The organism is Streptomyces sp. NPDC006207 (assembly GCF_040613835.1).
Lineage (GTDB): Bacteria > Actinomycetota > Actinomycetes > Streptomycetales > Streptomycetaceae > Actinacidiphila.
In genome coordinates this window covers 21905-35641 of record NZ_JBEXSX010000082.1, presented here as the reverse complement: position 1 = coordinate 35641, position 13737 = coordinate 21905, and the positions used below count along the sequence as shown (strand labels likewise).

Below are 13737 nucleotides of genomic sequence, written 5' to 3'. Positions count from 1 at the left end.
AAGATCAGCGGGTAGACCAGGATCGTGTACGGCACGGCGAAGAAGCCGGACGCACCCGCCGCGTACACCGCCGCCGGCACCGCCACGAACGTGTAGGCCGTGTACAGGTCACCGCCGAGCAGGAACCAGGTGATCCAGCCGCCGAAGCTGCGGCCGCCCAGGCCCCACTCGTCCAGGTGCAGCGCGTTCTCCGCCCTGCGCCAGCGTGCGGCCAGGAAACCCAGGACCGTCACGACCAGGAAGAAGAAGATGAAGACGCCGAGCGCGACGCCGTTGACCCCGTCCTTCACTTCGCGGCCTCCTTCCGTGCCCGCTCCTCACGACGGACCAGCACGTACGCGGCGTACGTCAGTCCGGAGGACAGGAACACCCACAGCATCTGGTACCAGTAGAAGAACGGGATGCCGATGAACTCCGGCGTCAGCTTCGCGTACGAGCCGACCCAGAGCATGGCGACGAAGGGGATGACGAGGCAGACACCGGCGATCACGCGGGTGGTGGTGACCACCGGTGGCCGCCCGGAGGTTCCGGATGGTTCGGACATTGCTACGGCTCCGTCCTGATCTCTTACTCCTGTGTAATGCGCAGGCAATCTAGAGTCAGGACGGTCGGCACGTCACTACCGCCCGCATTGCGGTATGGAAACGATCTACAAGGCCGGGGAACCGTACCGGGGTTACGGACGTTGCAGCCGGGCCACGAACTTGTAGCGGTCACCGCGGTAGACCGAGCGCACCCACTCCACCGGCTCGCCGCCGGTGTCGATCGAGTGCCGGGACAGCAGGAGCATCGGCAGCCCGACGTCCGTGCCCAGCAGGCCCGCCTCGCGCGGGGTGGCGAGCGAGGTCTCGATGGTCTCCTCCGCCTCGGCGAGCCGGACGTCGTAGACCTCGGCGAGGGCCGTGTAGAGCGAGGTGTACTTCGCCAGGCTGCGGCGCAGCGCGGGGAAGCGCTTGGCCGACAGGTGGGTGGTCTCGATGGCCATCGGCTCGCCGTTCGCCAGGCGCAGGCGCTCGATGCGCAGCACGCGGCCGCCGGCCTTCATGTCCAGCAGTTCGGCCAGCCGGTCGTCTGCGGTGATGTAGCCGATGTCGAGCAGCTGTGAGGTCGGCTCCAGGCCCTGGGCCCGCATGTCCTCGGTGTACGAGGTCAGTTGCAGCGCCTGGGAGACCTTGGGCTTGGCGACGAAGGTGCCCTTGCCCTGGATGCGCTCCAGGCGGCCCTCGACCACCAGTTCCTGCAGCGCCTGCCGCACGGTGGTGCGCGAGGTGTCGAACTCGGCGGCCAGGGTGCGCTCGGGGGGCACCGGGGAGCCGGGGGGCATCGTCTGCGTCAGTTCGAGCAGATGGCGCTTCAGTCCGTAGTACTTGGGTACCCGCGCGGTCCGTCCGGCCACGGCCCCGGGCGCCTCCGCGGTCTCCGTCACCGCTGTGCCGGCCTCGCCGTCCGTCTCCATCGCCTCTGCTCCCGAGTGCTGTCGTGCTGCCGTCACCGGCTCCTCCGTCATTCGCGGCTCACATCGTGGCACGGGCCGGGCTCATATCGCGTTACGAGCCCAGATGTCGGTCCGGTAACGGACGCGTCCGGTGCTCTTATACACCCTTGACACCCCTAAAGGTCTAGGCCAAGCTTCGGGCACTGGTCTACACCACTTGGTACTCACTGCCCTGGGGAGGGTGTTGTGAAGCGCAAGCTGATCGCGGCGATCGGTGTCGCCGTCATGGTCGCCGGCGTTGCGGCCTGCGGTTCGGACGACAAGGGCTCCGACAAGGCCTCGGCGCCGAAGGAGATCACCGTCTGGCTGACGGTCGACGCACAGAAGAACTGGCCCGAGCTGGTCAAGCAGGCGGACGACGCCTTCACGGCCGAGCACAAGGGCGTGAAGATCCACCACGAGTACTACGAGTGGACCGCCAAGAACCAGAAGCTCGACGCCGTCCTCGCCACCAAGAAGGTGCCCGACGTGGTCGAGATGGGCAACACCGAGACCCTCGGCTACCTGGTCAAGGGCGCGTTCGCGCCCATCGACAAGAGCAAGTTCGAGAACTCCGGCGACTGGCTGGACGCCCTCGAGGGCTCCGTGACGTACAACGGCAAGACCTACGGCGTGCCTTACTACGCCGGTGCCCGTGTCGGCACCTGGCGCAAGGACGTCGCCAAGGCGGCCGGCGTCACCAAGGCCCCCACCACCTGGGCCGAGCTGACCGACGCGCTCGACAAGATCCAGAAGAAGAACGGCGACAAGTTCTCCGCCTGGTACCAGCCCAGCCGCGACTGGTACACCGCGCTGGCCTTCGTCAAGGACGCCGGCGGCGACGTCGCCAAGGAGGACGGCGGCAAGTGGACCGCCACCCTCTCCGACCCCAAGTCCATCGAGGGCCTGAAGACCTGGAAGGGCGTCCTCGACGCGTACTTCCACGGCGACAAGAACAAGGACGAGTCCGACCGTTACATCGTCTACGGCCAGGGCAAGTCCGCGCTCATCTACGGCGCCAGCTGGGAGGGCGGCGCCGCCGCCGACCCGAAGACCGACAAGACCGGCAAGCTGAAGGACAACCTGGAGACCTTCGCGCTGCCCGGCCCCAACGGCGAACTGCTGCCGAACTTCATCGGCGGCTCCGACCTGGTCATCCCGGCCAAGTCCGCCGCGCAGGACCTCGCCGCCGACTGGATCAACGGCTTCACGAACAGCGCCGCCCAGAAGGTCCTCATCTCCAAGGGCAACCTGCCCAACGCCAAGTCGCTGCTCGCCCCGCTGAAGGACGACCCGGCGACGGCCGCATCCGCCCGGGCCAACGAGAACACCTGGTTCGTCCCGACCGCCCCGGGCTGGCTGCAGGTCGAGAAGAAGCAGATCCTGCAGAACATGCTCAACGACATCGCGGTCGGCAAGGCCTCCATCGAGGACGCGACCAAGTCCGCGGACGAGCAGATCAACGCGGTGATCAACGCCGGCTGACCGGCACACGGGCAACACGGTGATCGACGCCGGCCGGCCGCCCCGGGGCGGCCGGCCCCGGCGCGACGCCAGGGACTGGAGCAGCCGAGGAGCACATGATGAGTGCCGTTGACACACCGTTGGACAACGTGCCGCGCCCGCGGCCGGCGGGACCGGGCCGCAGGCCACGCCGCTTCGGCGGAGCCGCGCTCCCGTGGACGCTGCTCGCGCCGACCATCGGCGTCCTGCTGCTGGTCCTCGGCTACCCGCTGGTCCGGCTGGTCACCCTCTCGTTCAAGCAGTACGGGCAGGCCGAGCTCTGGCAGGGGCTGCCCGGCGACTGGCAGGGAGTCGCCAACTACACCCACGTCCTGGGGGACTCGGTCTTCTGGGGCGTCGTCCTGCGCACGCTGCTCTTCACCCTCGCGGCGGTGCTGCTCACGCTCGTCGTCGGCATGGGGGTGGCCCTGCTGATGCAGCGGGTCTCGCCCTGGGTCAAGGCGCTGATCAACATCGTGCTGGTGGCGAGCTGGGCGATGCCCGTGGTCGTCGCCATCACCATCTTCAAGTGGATGTTCGACAGCGACTACGGCGTCCTCAACTGGCTGCTCAGCCGGCTGCCGGGGGTGGACCTCAGCGGCCACAACTGGTTCACCGACACCAAGCAGGGCTTCCTGGTCATCACCCTCATGGTGGTGTGGGGCGCCATCCCCTTCGTCGCCATCACCCTGCACGCCGGCCTCACCCAGGTGCCCAAGGAACTGGAGGAGGCCGCCCGCATGGACGGCGCCGGGCCGGTCAAGGTCTTCCGGCACGTCACCCTGCCGGTGCTCAAGCCGATCATCGTCATGCTGACGACGCTGTCGGTCATCTGGGACATGGGCGTCTTCCCGCAGGTCTTCCTCATGCGCGACGGCCACCCCGAGCCCGCGTACCAGGTCCTCACCACCTACTCCTACGACCAGGCCTTCGTCGCCAACGACTACGACGCGGGCGCGGCCATCGCCGTCATCACCGTGCTGCTCCTCCTCGGGGTGATGGCCGTCTACATGCGCCAGATGCTGAAGATCGGAGAGGTGGAGTGACGGCCATGCTCGACACGGCTCCCGCCGAGAGGGTGCCGGCCGCCGCTCCGGCGGCGCGCGCCGCCCGGCGGCCCCGGCGCAAGGGGCGGACGGTCTACAACCTGCTCGGCCTGCTGGTCGTGGTGGTCTCCGGCTTCCCGGTCTACTGGATGCTCAACACGGCGTTCAAGCCCGCCAAGGACGCCATCGACCCCGACCCCAAGCTCTTCCCGACCAGCCTGTCCTTCCAGAACTTCTCCGACGCCCTCGACGTCGGCGACTTCTGGGGATCGGTCGGCCGCAGCCTGATCGTCGCCGGCTCCACCGTCGGCCTCGGCCTGGTCATCGGGCTGCTGGCGGCGCTGGCCATCTCCCGCTTCGTCTTCCGCGGCCGCAAGGCGGTGATCGTCGCGATCCTCGCCGTGCAGATGGTGCCGCTGGTGGCGATGATCATCCCGGTCTTCCTGCTGCTCAACCAGATCGACCAGATCGACAAGCTCTCCGGACTCGTCATCACGTACCTGACCTTCGTGCTCCCCTTCACGGTGTGGACGCTGCGCGGATTCATCGTCAACATCCCCAAGGAGCTGGAGGAGTCGGCGATGGTCGACGGCTGCACACGCATGGGCGCGTTCTTCCGGATCATCCTGCCGCTGCTCGCCCCGGGCCTCGTCGCCACCTCCATCTACGCGTTGATCCAGGCCTGGAACGAGTACCTGTACGCGATGCTCATCATGAGCCAGGAGCACCAGACGGCGACGGTGTGGCTCGGCAACTTCGTCACCTCGCGGGGCACGGACTACGCGCCGATGATGGCCGGTTCGACCATGATGGGCGTGCCCGTGGTGATCTTCTTCCTGATCGTGCAGCGCAGGGTCGCCGCCGGACTGACCGCCGGGGCGGTGAAGGGATGACCGAGACCTTGAGCCAGATCCACGACGGCACCGCGGACCCGGGCGACCTCGTCCGCGACGCCCTCACCGTCCTGCAGCCGGGCTTCCACGGCACCACCGCACCCGAGTGGCTGCTGCGCAGGCTCGCCGAGGGACTGGGCTCCGTCGCCCTGTTCGCCCGCAACATCGAGTCGCCCGGGCAACTGGCCGCGCTCACCGCGCAGCTGCGCGCGGTACGGCCCGACGTCCTGATCGCCGCCGACGAGGAGGGCGGTGACGTGACCCGGCTGGAGGCCCGCAGCGGTTCCTCCTTCCCCGGCAACCTCGCCCTCGGCGCCGTCGACGACACCGCCCTGACCCGCGACGTCGCCGCCGCACTCGGCCGCCGGCTGGCCGAGTGCGGGGTCAACCTCAACTGGGCGCCGTCCGCGGACGTCAACTCCGACCCCCGCAACCCGGTCATCGGCGTGCGCTCCTTCGGCTCCGATCCGCTGCTGGTCGCCCGCCACACCGGCGCGTACGTCGAGGGCCTGCAGTCCGCCGGGGTCGCCGCCTGCACCAAGCACTTCCCCGGTCACGGCGACACCTCCGTCGACTCCCACCACGCCCTGCCCCGGGTGGACGTCGACCCGGACACCCTGCACGCCCGTGAACTCGCCCCGTTCCGGGCCGCCCTGGCCGCCGGCAGCAAGGCCGTGATGAGCGCGCACATCCTCGTGCCCGCCCTCGACCCGGACCGCCCGGCCACCCTCAGCCCCGCCGTGCTCACCGGACTGCTCCGCGACGAACTGGGCTACGACGGCCTGATCGTCACCGACGGCATCGAGATGCGCGCCATCGCCGACGCGTACGGCATCGAGCGCGGCACCGTCCTGGCGCTCGCCGCCGGCGCCGACGCCATCTGCGTGGGCGGCGGCCTCGCCGAGGAGGAGACGGTGGTCGCCCTGCGCGACGCCATCGTCGCCGCCGTGCGCGACGGCGACTTGACCCGGGAGCGGCTCGCCGACGCCGCCGGACGGGTGCGGAGCCTGGCCGCCTGGGCCGCCGAGCGCTCCGCGGCGCCGGCGCTCGCGGCACCGGACCCCGGGATCGGCCTGGTCGCGGCCCGCCGCGCCCTGCGCGTGACCCGTACCGACGCGTACCTGCCGGTCGCCGAGGCGCCGTACGTCGCCGCCTTCACCCCGGTCGCCAACATCGCCGTCGGTGACGAGACCCCGTGGGGCGTCGCCGCCGAGCTCGACCGGATCTTCCCGGGCACCGTGACCGGGAGCTTTCGCGAAGGTGACGCGCTGACCGCACACGTGCTGCGGTCGGCGGGGACTCGTAGGATCGTCGCAGTGGTGCGTGACGTGCACCGTCACCCCTGGATGGCCGAGGCGCTGGGCGCGCTGCTCGCCGCCCGTCCGGACACGGTGGTGGTGGAGATGGGCGTTCCCCAGGCGGCACCGTCCGGCGCGCTGCACATCGCGACCCACGGCGCCGCCCGCGTGTGCGGGCGGGCGGCCGCGGAGGTCATCGCTGGCAAGGAGGCCGGCGACTGAGGTCCGCCGCGGCACATCCGTTCCGGATCCACCTGGAGGCCCCGAGAATGTCCGCCCCGCCGCCGGCCGAGCAGCAGCCGATGCCCGGCCGGATCATGTCCGGCGAGATGGCCGAGCAGCCCGCGGTGCTGCGCCGCATCCTCGAGGAGGGCGCCCCCCGGATCCGGCGGACCGCCGAGCGGATCGCCGCGCGCGGACCGCGCTTCGTCCTGCTCACCGCGCGCGGCACCTCCGACAACGCGGCCCTGTACGCCAAGTACCTGGTGGAGGTGGTCCTCGGCAAGCCCGCGGGGCTGACCTCGATGTCGACCACCACCGCCTACGGCGCGCGCCCGGACCTGACGGACTGCCTGGTCGTCACGGTCAGCCAGTCCGGCGGCTCACCGGACCTGGTGGCCTCGACCCGGGCCGCCCGCGAGGCCGGCGCGATCACCCTGGCGGTCACCAACAACGCCGACTCGCCGCTGGCCGAGGTCTCCGAGTTCCACATCGACGTCCTGGCCGGCCCGGAGAAGGCGCTGCCGGCGACCAAGACGTACACCGCCGAGCTGCTCGCGCTCTACCTGTTCGTCGAGGGGCTGCGGGGCGGCGACGGCAACGCCGCAAAGGTCCTGCCGGAACTCGCGGAGCAGATCCTCGCCCGCCAGGACGAGGTCAGGGCGCTCGCCGCGCGCTACCGCTTCGCCGAGCGCCTGGTGCTCACCTCGCGCGGCTACGGCTACCCGACCGCGAAGGAGGCCGCGCTGAAGCTGATGGAGACCAGTTACATCCCGGCCCTGTCCTTCTCCGGCGCCGACCTGCTGCACGGCCCGCTGGCCATGGTCGACAACGTCTCCCCGGTCATCGCGATCGTCACCGAGGGCAAGGGCGGCGAGGCGCTCCAGCCGGTGCTGGACCGGCTCCGCGGCCGTGGGGCCGATCTGATGGTCATCGGCAACCAGGCGTCGGTAGACGCCGCCTCCGCAGGCTTCGTCCTCCCCACCGAGGGCGTCGCCGAGGAGGTGCAGCCGGTCCTGGAGATCCTCCCGCTGCAGATGCTGGCCTACGAGATCACCATCGCCCGCGGGCAGGACCCCGATGCGCCGCGCGCGCTGGCGAAGGTGACCGAGACGCGCTGAGCCGGAAGGCGGGCCGGAAAGGGCCCTGACACCACTTCGGGCCGCGGCGCCGGGACGGGACCCTCAACCCGCCCAGCACCGCAGCCCGGAGCTGCCGTCGGCCCGTGGCACGCGGGATGTGCGGTTCCCGCGGCCCGTCAGGGCCGACCATGAGGCCTGGCGCAGTCAGGGCAGAGAGCGCCGGGGCCTCGCTCCACCCTTCTGTGCGGGAAGGATGGAAGTTCGGTTGTACGTCAATTCTGGACTAGACCACTAACGCCTGTCCACAAGGTGACGCAGTCAGATCATAGGTCGTCGGAGACCTTTGTGGGGACTGGATGACGGCGCCTTCCATGAGCGCGGGATACGCTCATTTGCGTGCCCTCCATGAACGATCTCGTACGCCAGCACACGGACCTCGACGATTCCGATCTCGAGTGGCTCCACCTGCTGGTATCGGAGTGGCAACTGCTCTCCGACCTCTCCTTCGCGGACCTCGTGCTGTGGGTCCCGACCAGTGACGGGACCCGCTACGTCTCCGTCGCCCAGATGCGGCCGAACACCGGCCCGACCTCGTACCAGGACGACATGGTCGGCCACCTGGTGCCGCGCGGCCGCCGCCCGATGCTGGACGCCGCACTCGACGAGGGCCGGATCGTCCGGGAGGGTGACCCGGAGTGGCGCGAGGAGGTCCCGGTCCGGGTCGAGTCCATCCCGGTGCGCCGAGCGGGCCGGGTCCTCGGGGTCATCGCCCGCAACACCAACCTGCTCACCGTGCGGACCCCCAGCCGCCTGGAGCTCACCTACCTGCAGAGCGCGTCCGACCTGGCGCAGATGATCGCGGCGGGCAGCTTCCCGTTCCCCTCCGAGCAGGTCGACATGGACGCCTCGCCGCGGGTCGGCGACGGCCTGATCCGGCTCGACGCCGAAGGCGTCGTCCAGTACGCCAGCCCCAACGCGCTCTCCGCCTACCACCGGCTCGGCCTGGCCGCCGACCTCGTCGGCCACCACCTGGGCTCGGTCTCCGCCGAACTGGCCCCTTCGCGGACCAAGAGCCACGAGGCGCTGGTGACCGTCGCCGGCGGCAAGGCGCCGCGGGAGACCGAGATCGAGGGCAACGGCGGCGTCATCCAGTTGAGGGCGATCCCGCTGAGCCCCAAGGGCACGCACAACGGCTCCCTGGTGCTGCTGCGGGACGTGACCGAGCTGCGCCGCCGGGAGCGCGAGCTGATGACCAAGGACGCCACCATCCGGGAGATCCACCACCGGGTGAAGAACAACCTGCAGACGGTCGCGGCGCTGCTGCGGCTGCAGGCCCGGCGGATGGACTCCGACAAGGGCCGGGAGGCGCTGGAGGAGGCGGTGCGGCGGGTCGGCTCGATCGCGATCGTGCACGAGACGCTGTCGCAGAACCTCGACGAGTGCGTGGAGTTCGACGAGATCGCCGACCGCGTGCTGGCGATGGTCGCCGAGATCTCCCCGGGCAGGGTCACCGCGCGCCGCAGCGGGCGGTTCGGCATCCTGACGGCCGAGGTGGCCACCCCGCTGTCGATGGTCCTCACCGAACTGCTGCAGAACGCCCTGGAGCACGGGTTCGGGCCGGGCGAGCAGGGCACCGTCGAGGTGGCCGCCGAGCGGCACGGGCAGAAGCTGGGCATCGCGGTACGGGACGACGGGCGCGGCCTGCCCGCGGAGTTCGACCCGCAGCGGGCCGGCAACCTCGGGCTGCAGATCGTACGGACCCTGGTGGTGGGGGAGTTGGGCGGAAGCTTCGACATGGTCCCGGCCGAGGAGCGCGGGACGAAGGTCGTCCTGGAACTGCCGCTGGAGGGCTGAAACCCGTCGCGGTCCTGCGAGTCCGGCGGGGCGGGGACCTCGCAGGACCGGGCTCCGGGAACGCCGAAGCCCCGGCTGCTCGGGGAGCGGCCGGGGCTCTTCGCGTCGCGATGCTGCGCGGTTCGGAGGTGCTGCGCGCTGCGGCTCGGGGGTAAGCGAGTGCGTCAGGCGCTGGCGTTGCGGGCGCGGTTGCGGGCGGCGCGGCGCTTCATTGCGCGACGCTCGTCCTCGCTGAGGCCACCCCACACGCCGGCGTCCTGGCCGGTCTCCAGCGCCCACTGCAGGCACTGCTCCATCACGGGGCAGCGGCGGCAGACGGCCTTGGCTTCCTCGATCTGCAGCAGCGCAGGACCGGTGTTGCCGATGGGGAAGAAGAGCTCGGGGTCTTCCTCGCGGCAAACGGCGTTGTGACGCCAGTCCATGGCTGCTCCATCTCCTTGTGTTGCATGTAAGTTGCTTGTGAATGTGAACGCTTTCACGAATCCTCAGACACGACACGGGACATCGCCCAGTCTCCTGGTGCGGTCCCGCGGGGGTGTGGTGAGGATTCCGGCTGCCGAGGACGCCCGATGAGCGGCTGTCCCGATCGCCAGGAAGAGCCTCGCAAACCTGGGCTGCGGATACAACCCCTTCCGAAAAGTTTTTTTTGAATCCTCGGTGTCGGCTCCGTCACAGCCGTACTTCCATGGGGTGCAGGGCAGCCTAAACGTTCGAGTGAAAGGACTTTATGTCCTTCTGCTTACACAATCACACGCAGTGCACGGCGTACGCCTGTGAAGGTTGCGCTCATTCGCAGTCCCAGGTGGTCTCCGTCCACCTGGAACGGCAGTGGCGCCTGCGAATGCAAGGTGAAGTCCGTCAGATCGTGCAGGGAGGTCGCGTGCTTGCCCTGCGGCCCGCGCTCCGGGGTCGAACGGAGCAGCTGGGTGGCGTAGCGGGTGACCGCCGCGCTGGTCAGCCGGGAGAGTCCCAGCACGTCGAGGGCGGTGTCGAAGGACGCGCGCGGCGAGGCGTAGATCGGGCGGTTGCCCAGGTAGGTCCACGGCGCGGTGTTGCACACCAGGGCGAGCACGAGGTCGGTCACCGGGTCCTCGCCCGGCCGGTCCAGGGTGATCGCGCCGGCGCGCCGGTTCGGCTCGGTGAGGAACTGGCGCACGACCTGGCGTATGTAGAGCGCGTGGGTGGAGCGCTTGCCGTGCTCGCGCTGCTGCTCCACCCGTCCCACCACACCCGCGTCGAATCCCAGCCCGGCGCAGAAGGTGAACCAGCGTGCCGGCACCCCCTCGTCCTCCGTGCCCGGGGTTCCGCTCACCAGGCCCAGGCCGACCGTGCGGGAACTGCGCTCGCGCAGCGCGTCCAGCAGCGCGCCGGTCGCCTCCACGGCGTCGTTGGGCAGCCCCAGGGCGCGCGCGAACACGTTCGTGGACCCGCCGGGCACCACCGCGAGCTTCGGCAGGCCGTCGGGGTCGGGGCCGTTGTGCAGCAGACCGTTGACCACCTCGTTGACCGTGCCGTCCCCGCCCAGGGCGACGACCAGCTCGATCTCCCCGCCCTCCGCGGCCTGCCGCGCGAGGTCGCGGGCGTGGCCGCGGTACTCGGTCGCGGCGACCTCCAGCTTCAGGTCGCTGGCGAGCGCGTGCGCGAGTACGTCACGCGTCCGGGCGCTGGTGGTGGTGGCGGCTGGGTTGACCACGAGAAGGGCGCGCATGCCCGCCAGGGTACCTACCGGGCGGTACCGGGCCGCACCCCTGGTGGCCAGGACGCGGCGGCTACCCTGCTGGGGTGAGTGGCAACGAGAAGCCCGCGCAGCCGGGCCGTACGCGCCGCCTCGCGGCGGCGGCCGCGGTCGCGGCACTGGAAGGCGCCGCCCTGGCGGCCTGGGGGATCGCGATGCTGGCCCTGGGGATCCTCGGCGACCCCGACAGCCCGCGCCAGGCGGAGGCCGGAGGCGTGACCGTCCTCGCCCTGGCGGCCATGCCGCTGGCGGCCGCGTTCGGGCTCTGGCACGCGCGCCGCTGGAGCCGCGGCCCCGCGCTGATCATCCAGCTCGTCGCGCTCCCCGTCGCCTGGAGCATGGTGCAGGCGGGTGGCGTCATGATCGCCGCCGGTGCCGCGCTGGGAGTGGCCGCCGTCGCCGAGCTGGTGCTCCTCGTTCACCCCGCGGCCACCGACGCCCTCGGGATCGGGCGTACGGCCGAGCAGTGAGCCGCGGCGCCCGGGGGCGCCGCCGTCACCTCCGCCGTACCGTCACTCCTCGACCAGGAGCTTGTCGCGCAGCTGGGCCAGCGTCCGGGCCAGCAGCCGGGAGACGTGCATCTGGGAGATGCCGACCTCCTGGGCGATCTGCGACTGGGTCATGTTCCCGAAGAAGCGCAGCAGCAGGATCTTCTTCTCGCGCGGCGGCAGCTGCTCCAGCAGCGGCTTGAGCGACTCCCGGTACTCCACGCCCTCCAGCGCGTCGTCCTCGGCGCCGAGGGTGTCGGCGACGGCCGGCGACTCGTCGTCGGTGTCGGGCACGTCCAGGGAGAGCGTGCTGTAGGCGTTGGCGGATTCGAGGCCCTCCAGGACCTCCTCCTCCGTGATCTTCAGGTGCTCGGCCAGCTCGTGCACCGTCGGGGCCCGCCCGTGCTGCTGCGAGAGCTCGCCGGTCGCCGTCGTGAGGGCGAGCCGCAGCTCCTGCAGACGGCGCGGGACACGGACCGCCCAGCCCTTGTCGCGGAAGTGCCGCTTGATCTCGCCGACGACGGTGGGGGTCGCGTAGGTGGAGAACTCCACCCCGCGGTCCACGTCGAAGCGGTCCACGGACTTGATCAGCCCGATCGTGGCGACCTGGGTGAGGTCGTCGAGCGGCTCGCCCCGGTTGCGGAAGCGCCGGGCGAGGTGCTCGACCAGCGGCAGGTGCATGCGGACCAGCCGGTTGCGCAGCTCGGCGCGCTCCGGGGAGCCCGGGGGGAGCTTGCTGAGCTCCACGAAGAGCGCCCGGGCCCCGGCCCGGTCGTGGGTCTCGTGGTGCCCGTGCTGCACCTGCCCGTGGTCCTGCTCCTGCTGCTCCTGCGCCATGCGATCCGCCCGATCCGCCTGATCCGTCTGCCCGGCCGCGTCACTGCTCCCGGGGCCGGACACGGGCCCGGTACCGGGATGCGGCCGCGCCTCCTGGCGCCGCGCCGCAGGGGCGGGTACGGGGCGGCCCCGCACCCCCGGCGTGCTGCCTTCCAGATCGTTCACGGCGATTCCCCCGTTACAGCTGTCCCGGTCCGGCACCGCGCTTCTTGTGCAGGGCGATGCTCACGGTCTTGTCGTCGGCCACGCTGGAGTCCACCTCGCCGGCCAGCGCGGACAGCACGGTCCAGGCGAAGGTGTCGCGCTCCGGGGCGCGGCCGTCAGTGGTGGGCGCCGACACGGTCACCCACAGGGCGTCCCCGACCAGGCGGAAGACGCAGCTCAGCACGGACCCCGGGACGGCCTGCTGGAGCAGGATGGCGCACGCCTCGTCCACGGCGATGCGCAGGTCTTCGATCTCGTCGAGGGTGAAGTCCAAGCGGGCCGCAAGTCCTGCCGTCGCCGTACGCAGCACCGACAGGTAGGCCCCCGCCGCGGGCAGCCGGACCTCGACGAAGTCCTTCGACCCGGGCTCGCCTGCGATCTGGGACACCCTCACCTCCAAGGTGGCACACGCACTGCCCACATCGGCATTGCACTGGATCTGATTCGGTTCGCCAGCGACGCTATCGCGATCCGTACCCCGGTGTCGCCCGGACGGAGCACGGTCGCCGCCATGAATGAGCCCTGACCCGGCACCCCATGGCTGTCACCCATAGTAGGCGCACGAGCACGCAACGTCGCTAGTGGTCTGCGGTGTCAAATCGAAAGAGATGTCGCTTTGTTGACACGTGCCTGCTCAGCGAGGGCGCGAAGGGGGTCGCCGGTCAGTCGTTGCACCGTCCATTCGTCCTGGGGACGGGCGCCCATCGCACGGTAGAAGGCGAGGGACGGCTCGTTCCAGTCCAGCACGGACCATTCGAAACGTTCGTAGCCCCGTTCCACGCATATGGCGGCGAGTCCGGCGAGCAGGGCCTTGCCGTGGCCGCCGCCGCGCGCAGCGGGGCGCACGTACAGGTCCTCCAGGTAGACGCCGTGGGTCCCGGTCCAGGTGGAGAAGTTCCGGAACCACAGCGCGAAGCCCACGGGCGCGCCCAGGGCGTCGTCCTCGGCCAGGAGCGCGAAGACGGCCGGATCCGGGCCGAAGAGCGCGTCGTGGAGCTGCTGCGTGGTGGCCCGCGCGCTGTCCGGCTCCCGCTCGTACTCCGCGAGTTCGCGGATCATCGCGTGGATCTCCGTGACGTCGGCAGGTGTCGCGGCTCGGATCAT

The 13737-nt window shown here is 70.6% G+C and carries 14 protein-coding genes and 1 pseudogene; 7 read left to right on the top strand and 8 right to left on the bottom strand.

All coding sequences use genetic code 11. From position 1 onward, the window contains the following. The 3 genes and pseudogenes from ABZ312_RS40080 to ABZ312_RS40070 all read right to left on the bottom strand — a co-directional run. A pseudogene (locus ABZ312_RS40080) lies at positions 1-290 on the bottom strand (sodium:solute symporter); the annotation flags it as partial. Beyond that, the gene (locus ABZ312_RS40075; protein ID WP_319158706.1) at positions 287-544 is read right to left on the bottom strand and encodes a DUF3311 domain-containing protein; all 258 of its coding nucleotides are present in this window, start codon (positions 542-544) and stop codon (positions 287-289) included. The gene ABZ312_RS40075 and the pseudogene ABZ312_RS40080, both read right to left, overlap by 4 nt. 132 nt (positions 545-676) lie before the next feature. Next, positions 677-1456, bottom strand: coding sequence for a GntR family transcriptional regulator (locus ABZ312_RS40070; protein ID WP_500439844.1), 780 nt, complete (start codon positions 1454-1456; stop codon positions 677-679). A gap of 225 nt (positions 1457-1681) precedes the next feature. On the opposite strand from ABZ312_RS40070, the gene ABZ312_RS40065 reads away from it, so the two are divergent. From ABZ312_RS40065 to ABZ312_RS40040, 6 genes are all read left to right on the top strand, one after another. After that, positions 1682-2959 carry an extracellular solute-binding protein gene (locus tag ABZ312_RS40065; RefSeq protein WP_500331103.1) on the top strand — a complete coding sequence of 426 codons (1278 nt, stop codon included), beginning with the start codon at positions 1682-1684 and terminating at the stop codon, positions 2957-2959. Positions 2960-3057: 98 nt separating this feature from the next. After that, positions 3058-4023 carry a carbohydrate ABC transporter permease gene (locus ABZ312_RS40060; RefSeq protein ID WP_500439843.1) on the top strand — a complete coding sequence of 322 codons (966 nt, stop codon included), beginning with the start codon at positions 3058-3060 and terminating at the stop codon, positions 4021-4023. A gap of 5 nt (positions 4024-4028) precedes the next feature. Continuing rightward, positions 4029-4916, top strand: coding sequence for a carbohydrate ABC transporter permease (locus ABZ312_RS40055; RefSeq protein WP_499513874.1), 888 nt, complete (start codon positions 4029-4031; stop codon positions 4914-4916). Further along, positions 4913-6436, top strand: a complete 1524-nt coding sequence (locus ABZ312_RS40050; RefSeq protein WP_500331105.1) for a glycoside hydrolase family 3 protein — start codon at positions 4913-4915, stop codon at positions 6434-6436. Before ABZ312_RS40055 ends, ABZ312_RS40050 begins: the two co-directional genes overlap by 4 nt. A gap of 47 nt (positions 6437-6483) precedes the next feature. After that, positions 6484-7554 (top strand): SIS domain-containing protein, encoded by a 1071-nt coding sequence (locus ABZ312_RS40045; protein ID WP_500439840.1) that lies wholly within the window; start codon positions 6484-6486, stop codon positions 7552-7554. 366 nt (positions 7555-7920) lie between these two features. Then, complete coding sequence (locus ABZ312_RS40040; RefSeq protein WP_500331109.1) at positions 7921-9369, top strand: sensor histidine kinase; 1449 nt, start codon at positions 7921-7923, stop codon at positions 9367-9369. A gap of 164 nt (positions 9370-9533) precedes the next feature. On the opposite strand, the gene ABZ312_RS40035 is transcribed toward ABZ312_RS40040, so the two are convergent. Both ABZ312_RS40035 and ABZ312_RS40030 read right to left on the bottom strand, forming a co-directional pair. Next, positions 9534-9791, bottom strand: coding sequence for a WhiB family transcriptional regulator (locus tag ABZ312_RS40035; RefSeq protein ID WP_018563321.1), 258 nt, complete (start codon positions 9789-9791; stop codon positions 9534-9536). 317 nt (positions 9792-10108) lie between these two features. Next, complete coding sequence (locus ABZ312_RS40030) at positions 10109-11077, bottom strand: diacylglycerol/lipid kinase family protein (protein WP_500331110.1); 969 nt, start codon at positions 11075-11077, stop codon at positions 10109-10111. A 74-nt stretch (positions 11078-11151) separates the two neighbouring features. Between ABZ312_RS40030 and ABZ312_RS40025 the strand changes: the two genes are divergently transcribed. After that, entirely contained in the window at positions 11152-11574 is a 423-nt protein-coding gene (locus ABZ312_RS40025) for a hypothetical protein (protein WP_500331111.1), read from the top strand. Positions 11575-11616: 42 nt separating this feature from the next. On the opposite strand, the gene ABZ312_RS40020 is transcribed toward ABZ312_RS40025, so the two are convergent. The 3 genes from ABZ312_RS40020 to ABZ312_RS40010 form a co-directional block, all read right to left on the bottom strand. Continuing rightward, a complete protein-coding gene (locus ABZ312_RS40020) occupies positions 11617-12585 on the bottom strand; it encodes an RNA polymerase sigma factor SigF (protein ID WP_500331180.1) in 969 nt (322 codons plus the stop codon). 22 nt (positions 12586-12607) lie between these two features. Continuing rightward, positions 12608-13021, bottom strand: a complete 414-nt coding sequence (locus ABZ312_RS40015; protein ID WP_319138557.1) for an ATP-binding protein — start codon at positions 13019-13021, stop codon at positions 12608-12610. 206 nt (positions 13022-13227) lie between these two features. Next, on the bottom strand, positions 13228-13737 hold the full coding sequence (locus ABZ312_RS40010; protein WP_500331113.1) for a GNAT family N-acetyltransferase: 510 nt from the start codon (positions 13735-13737) through the stop codon (positions 13228-13230).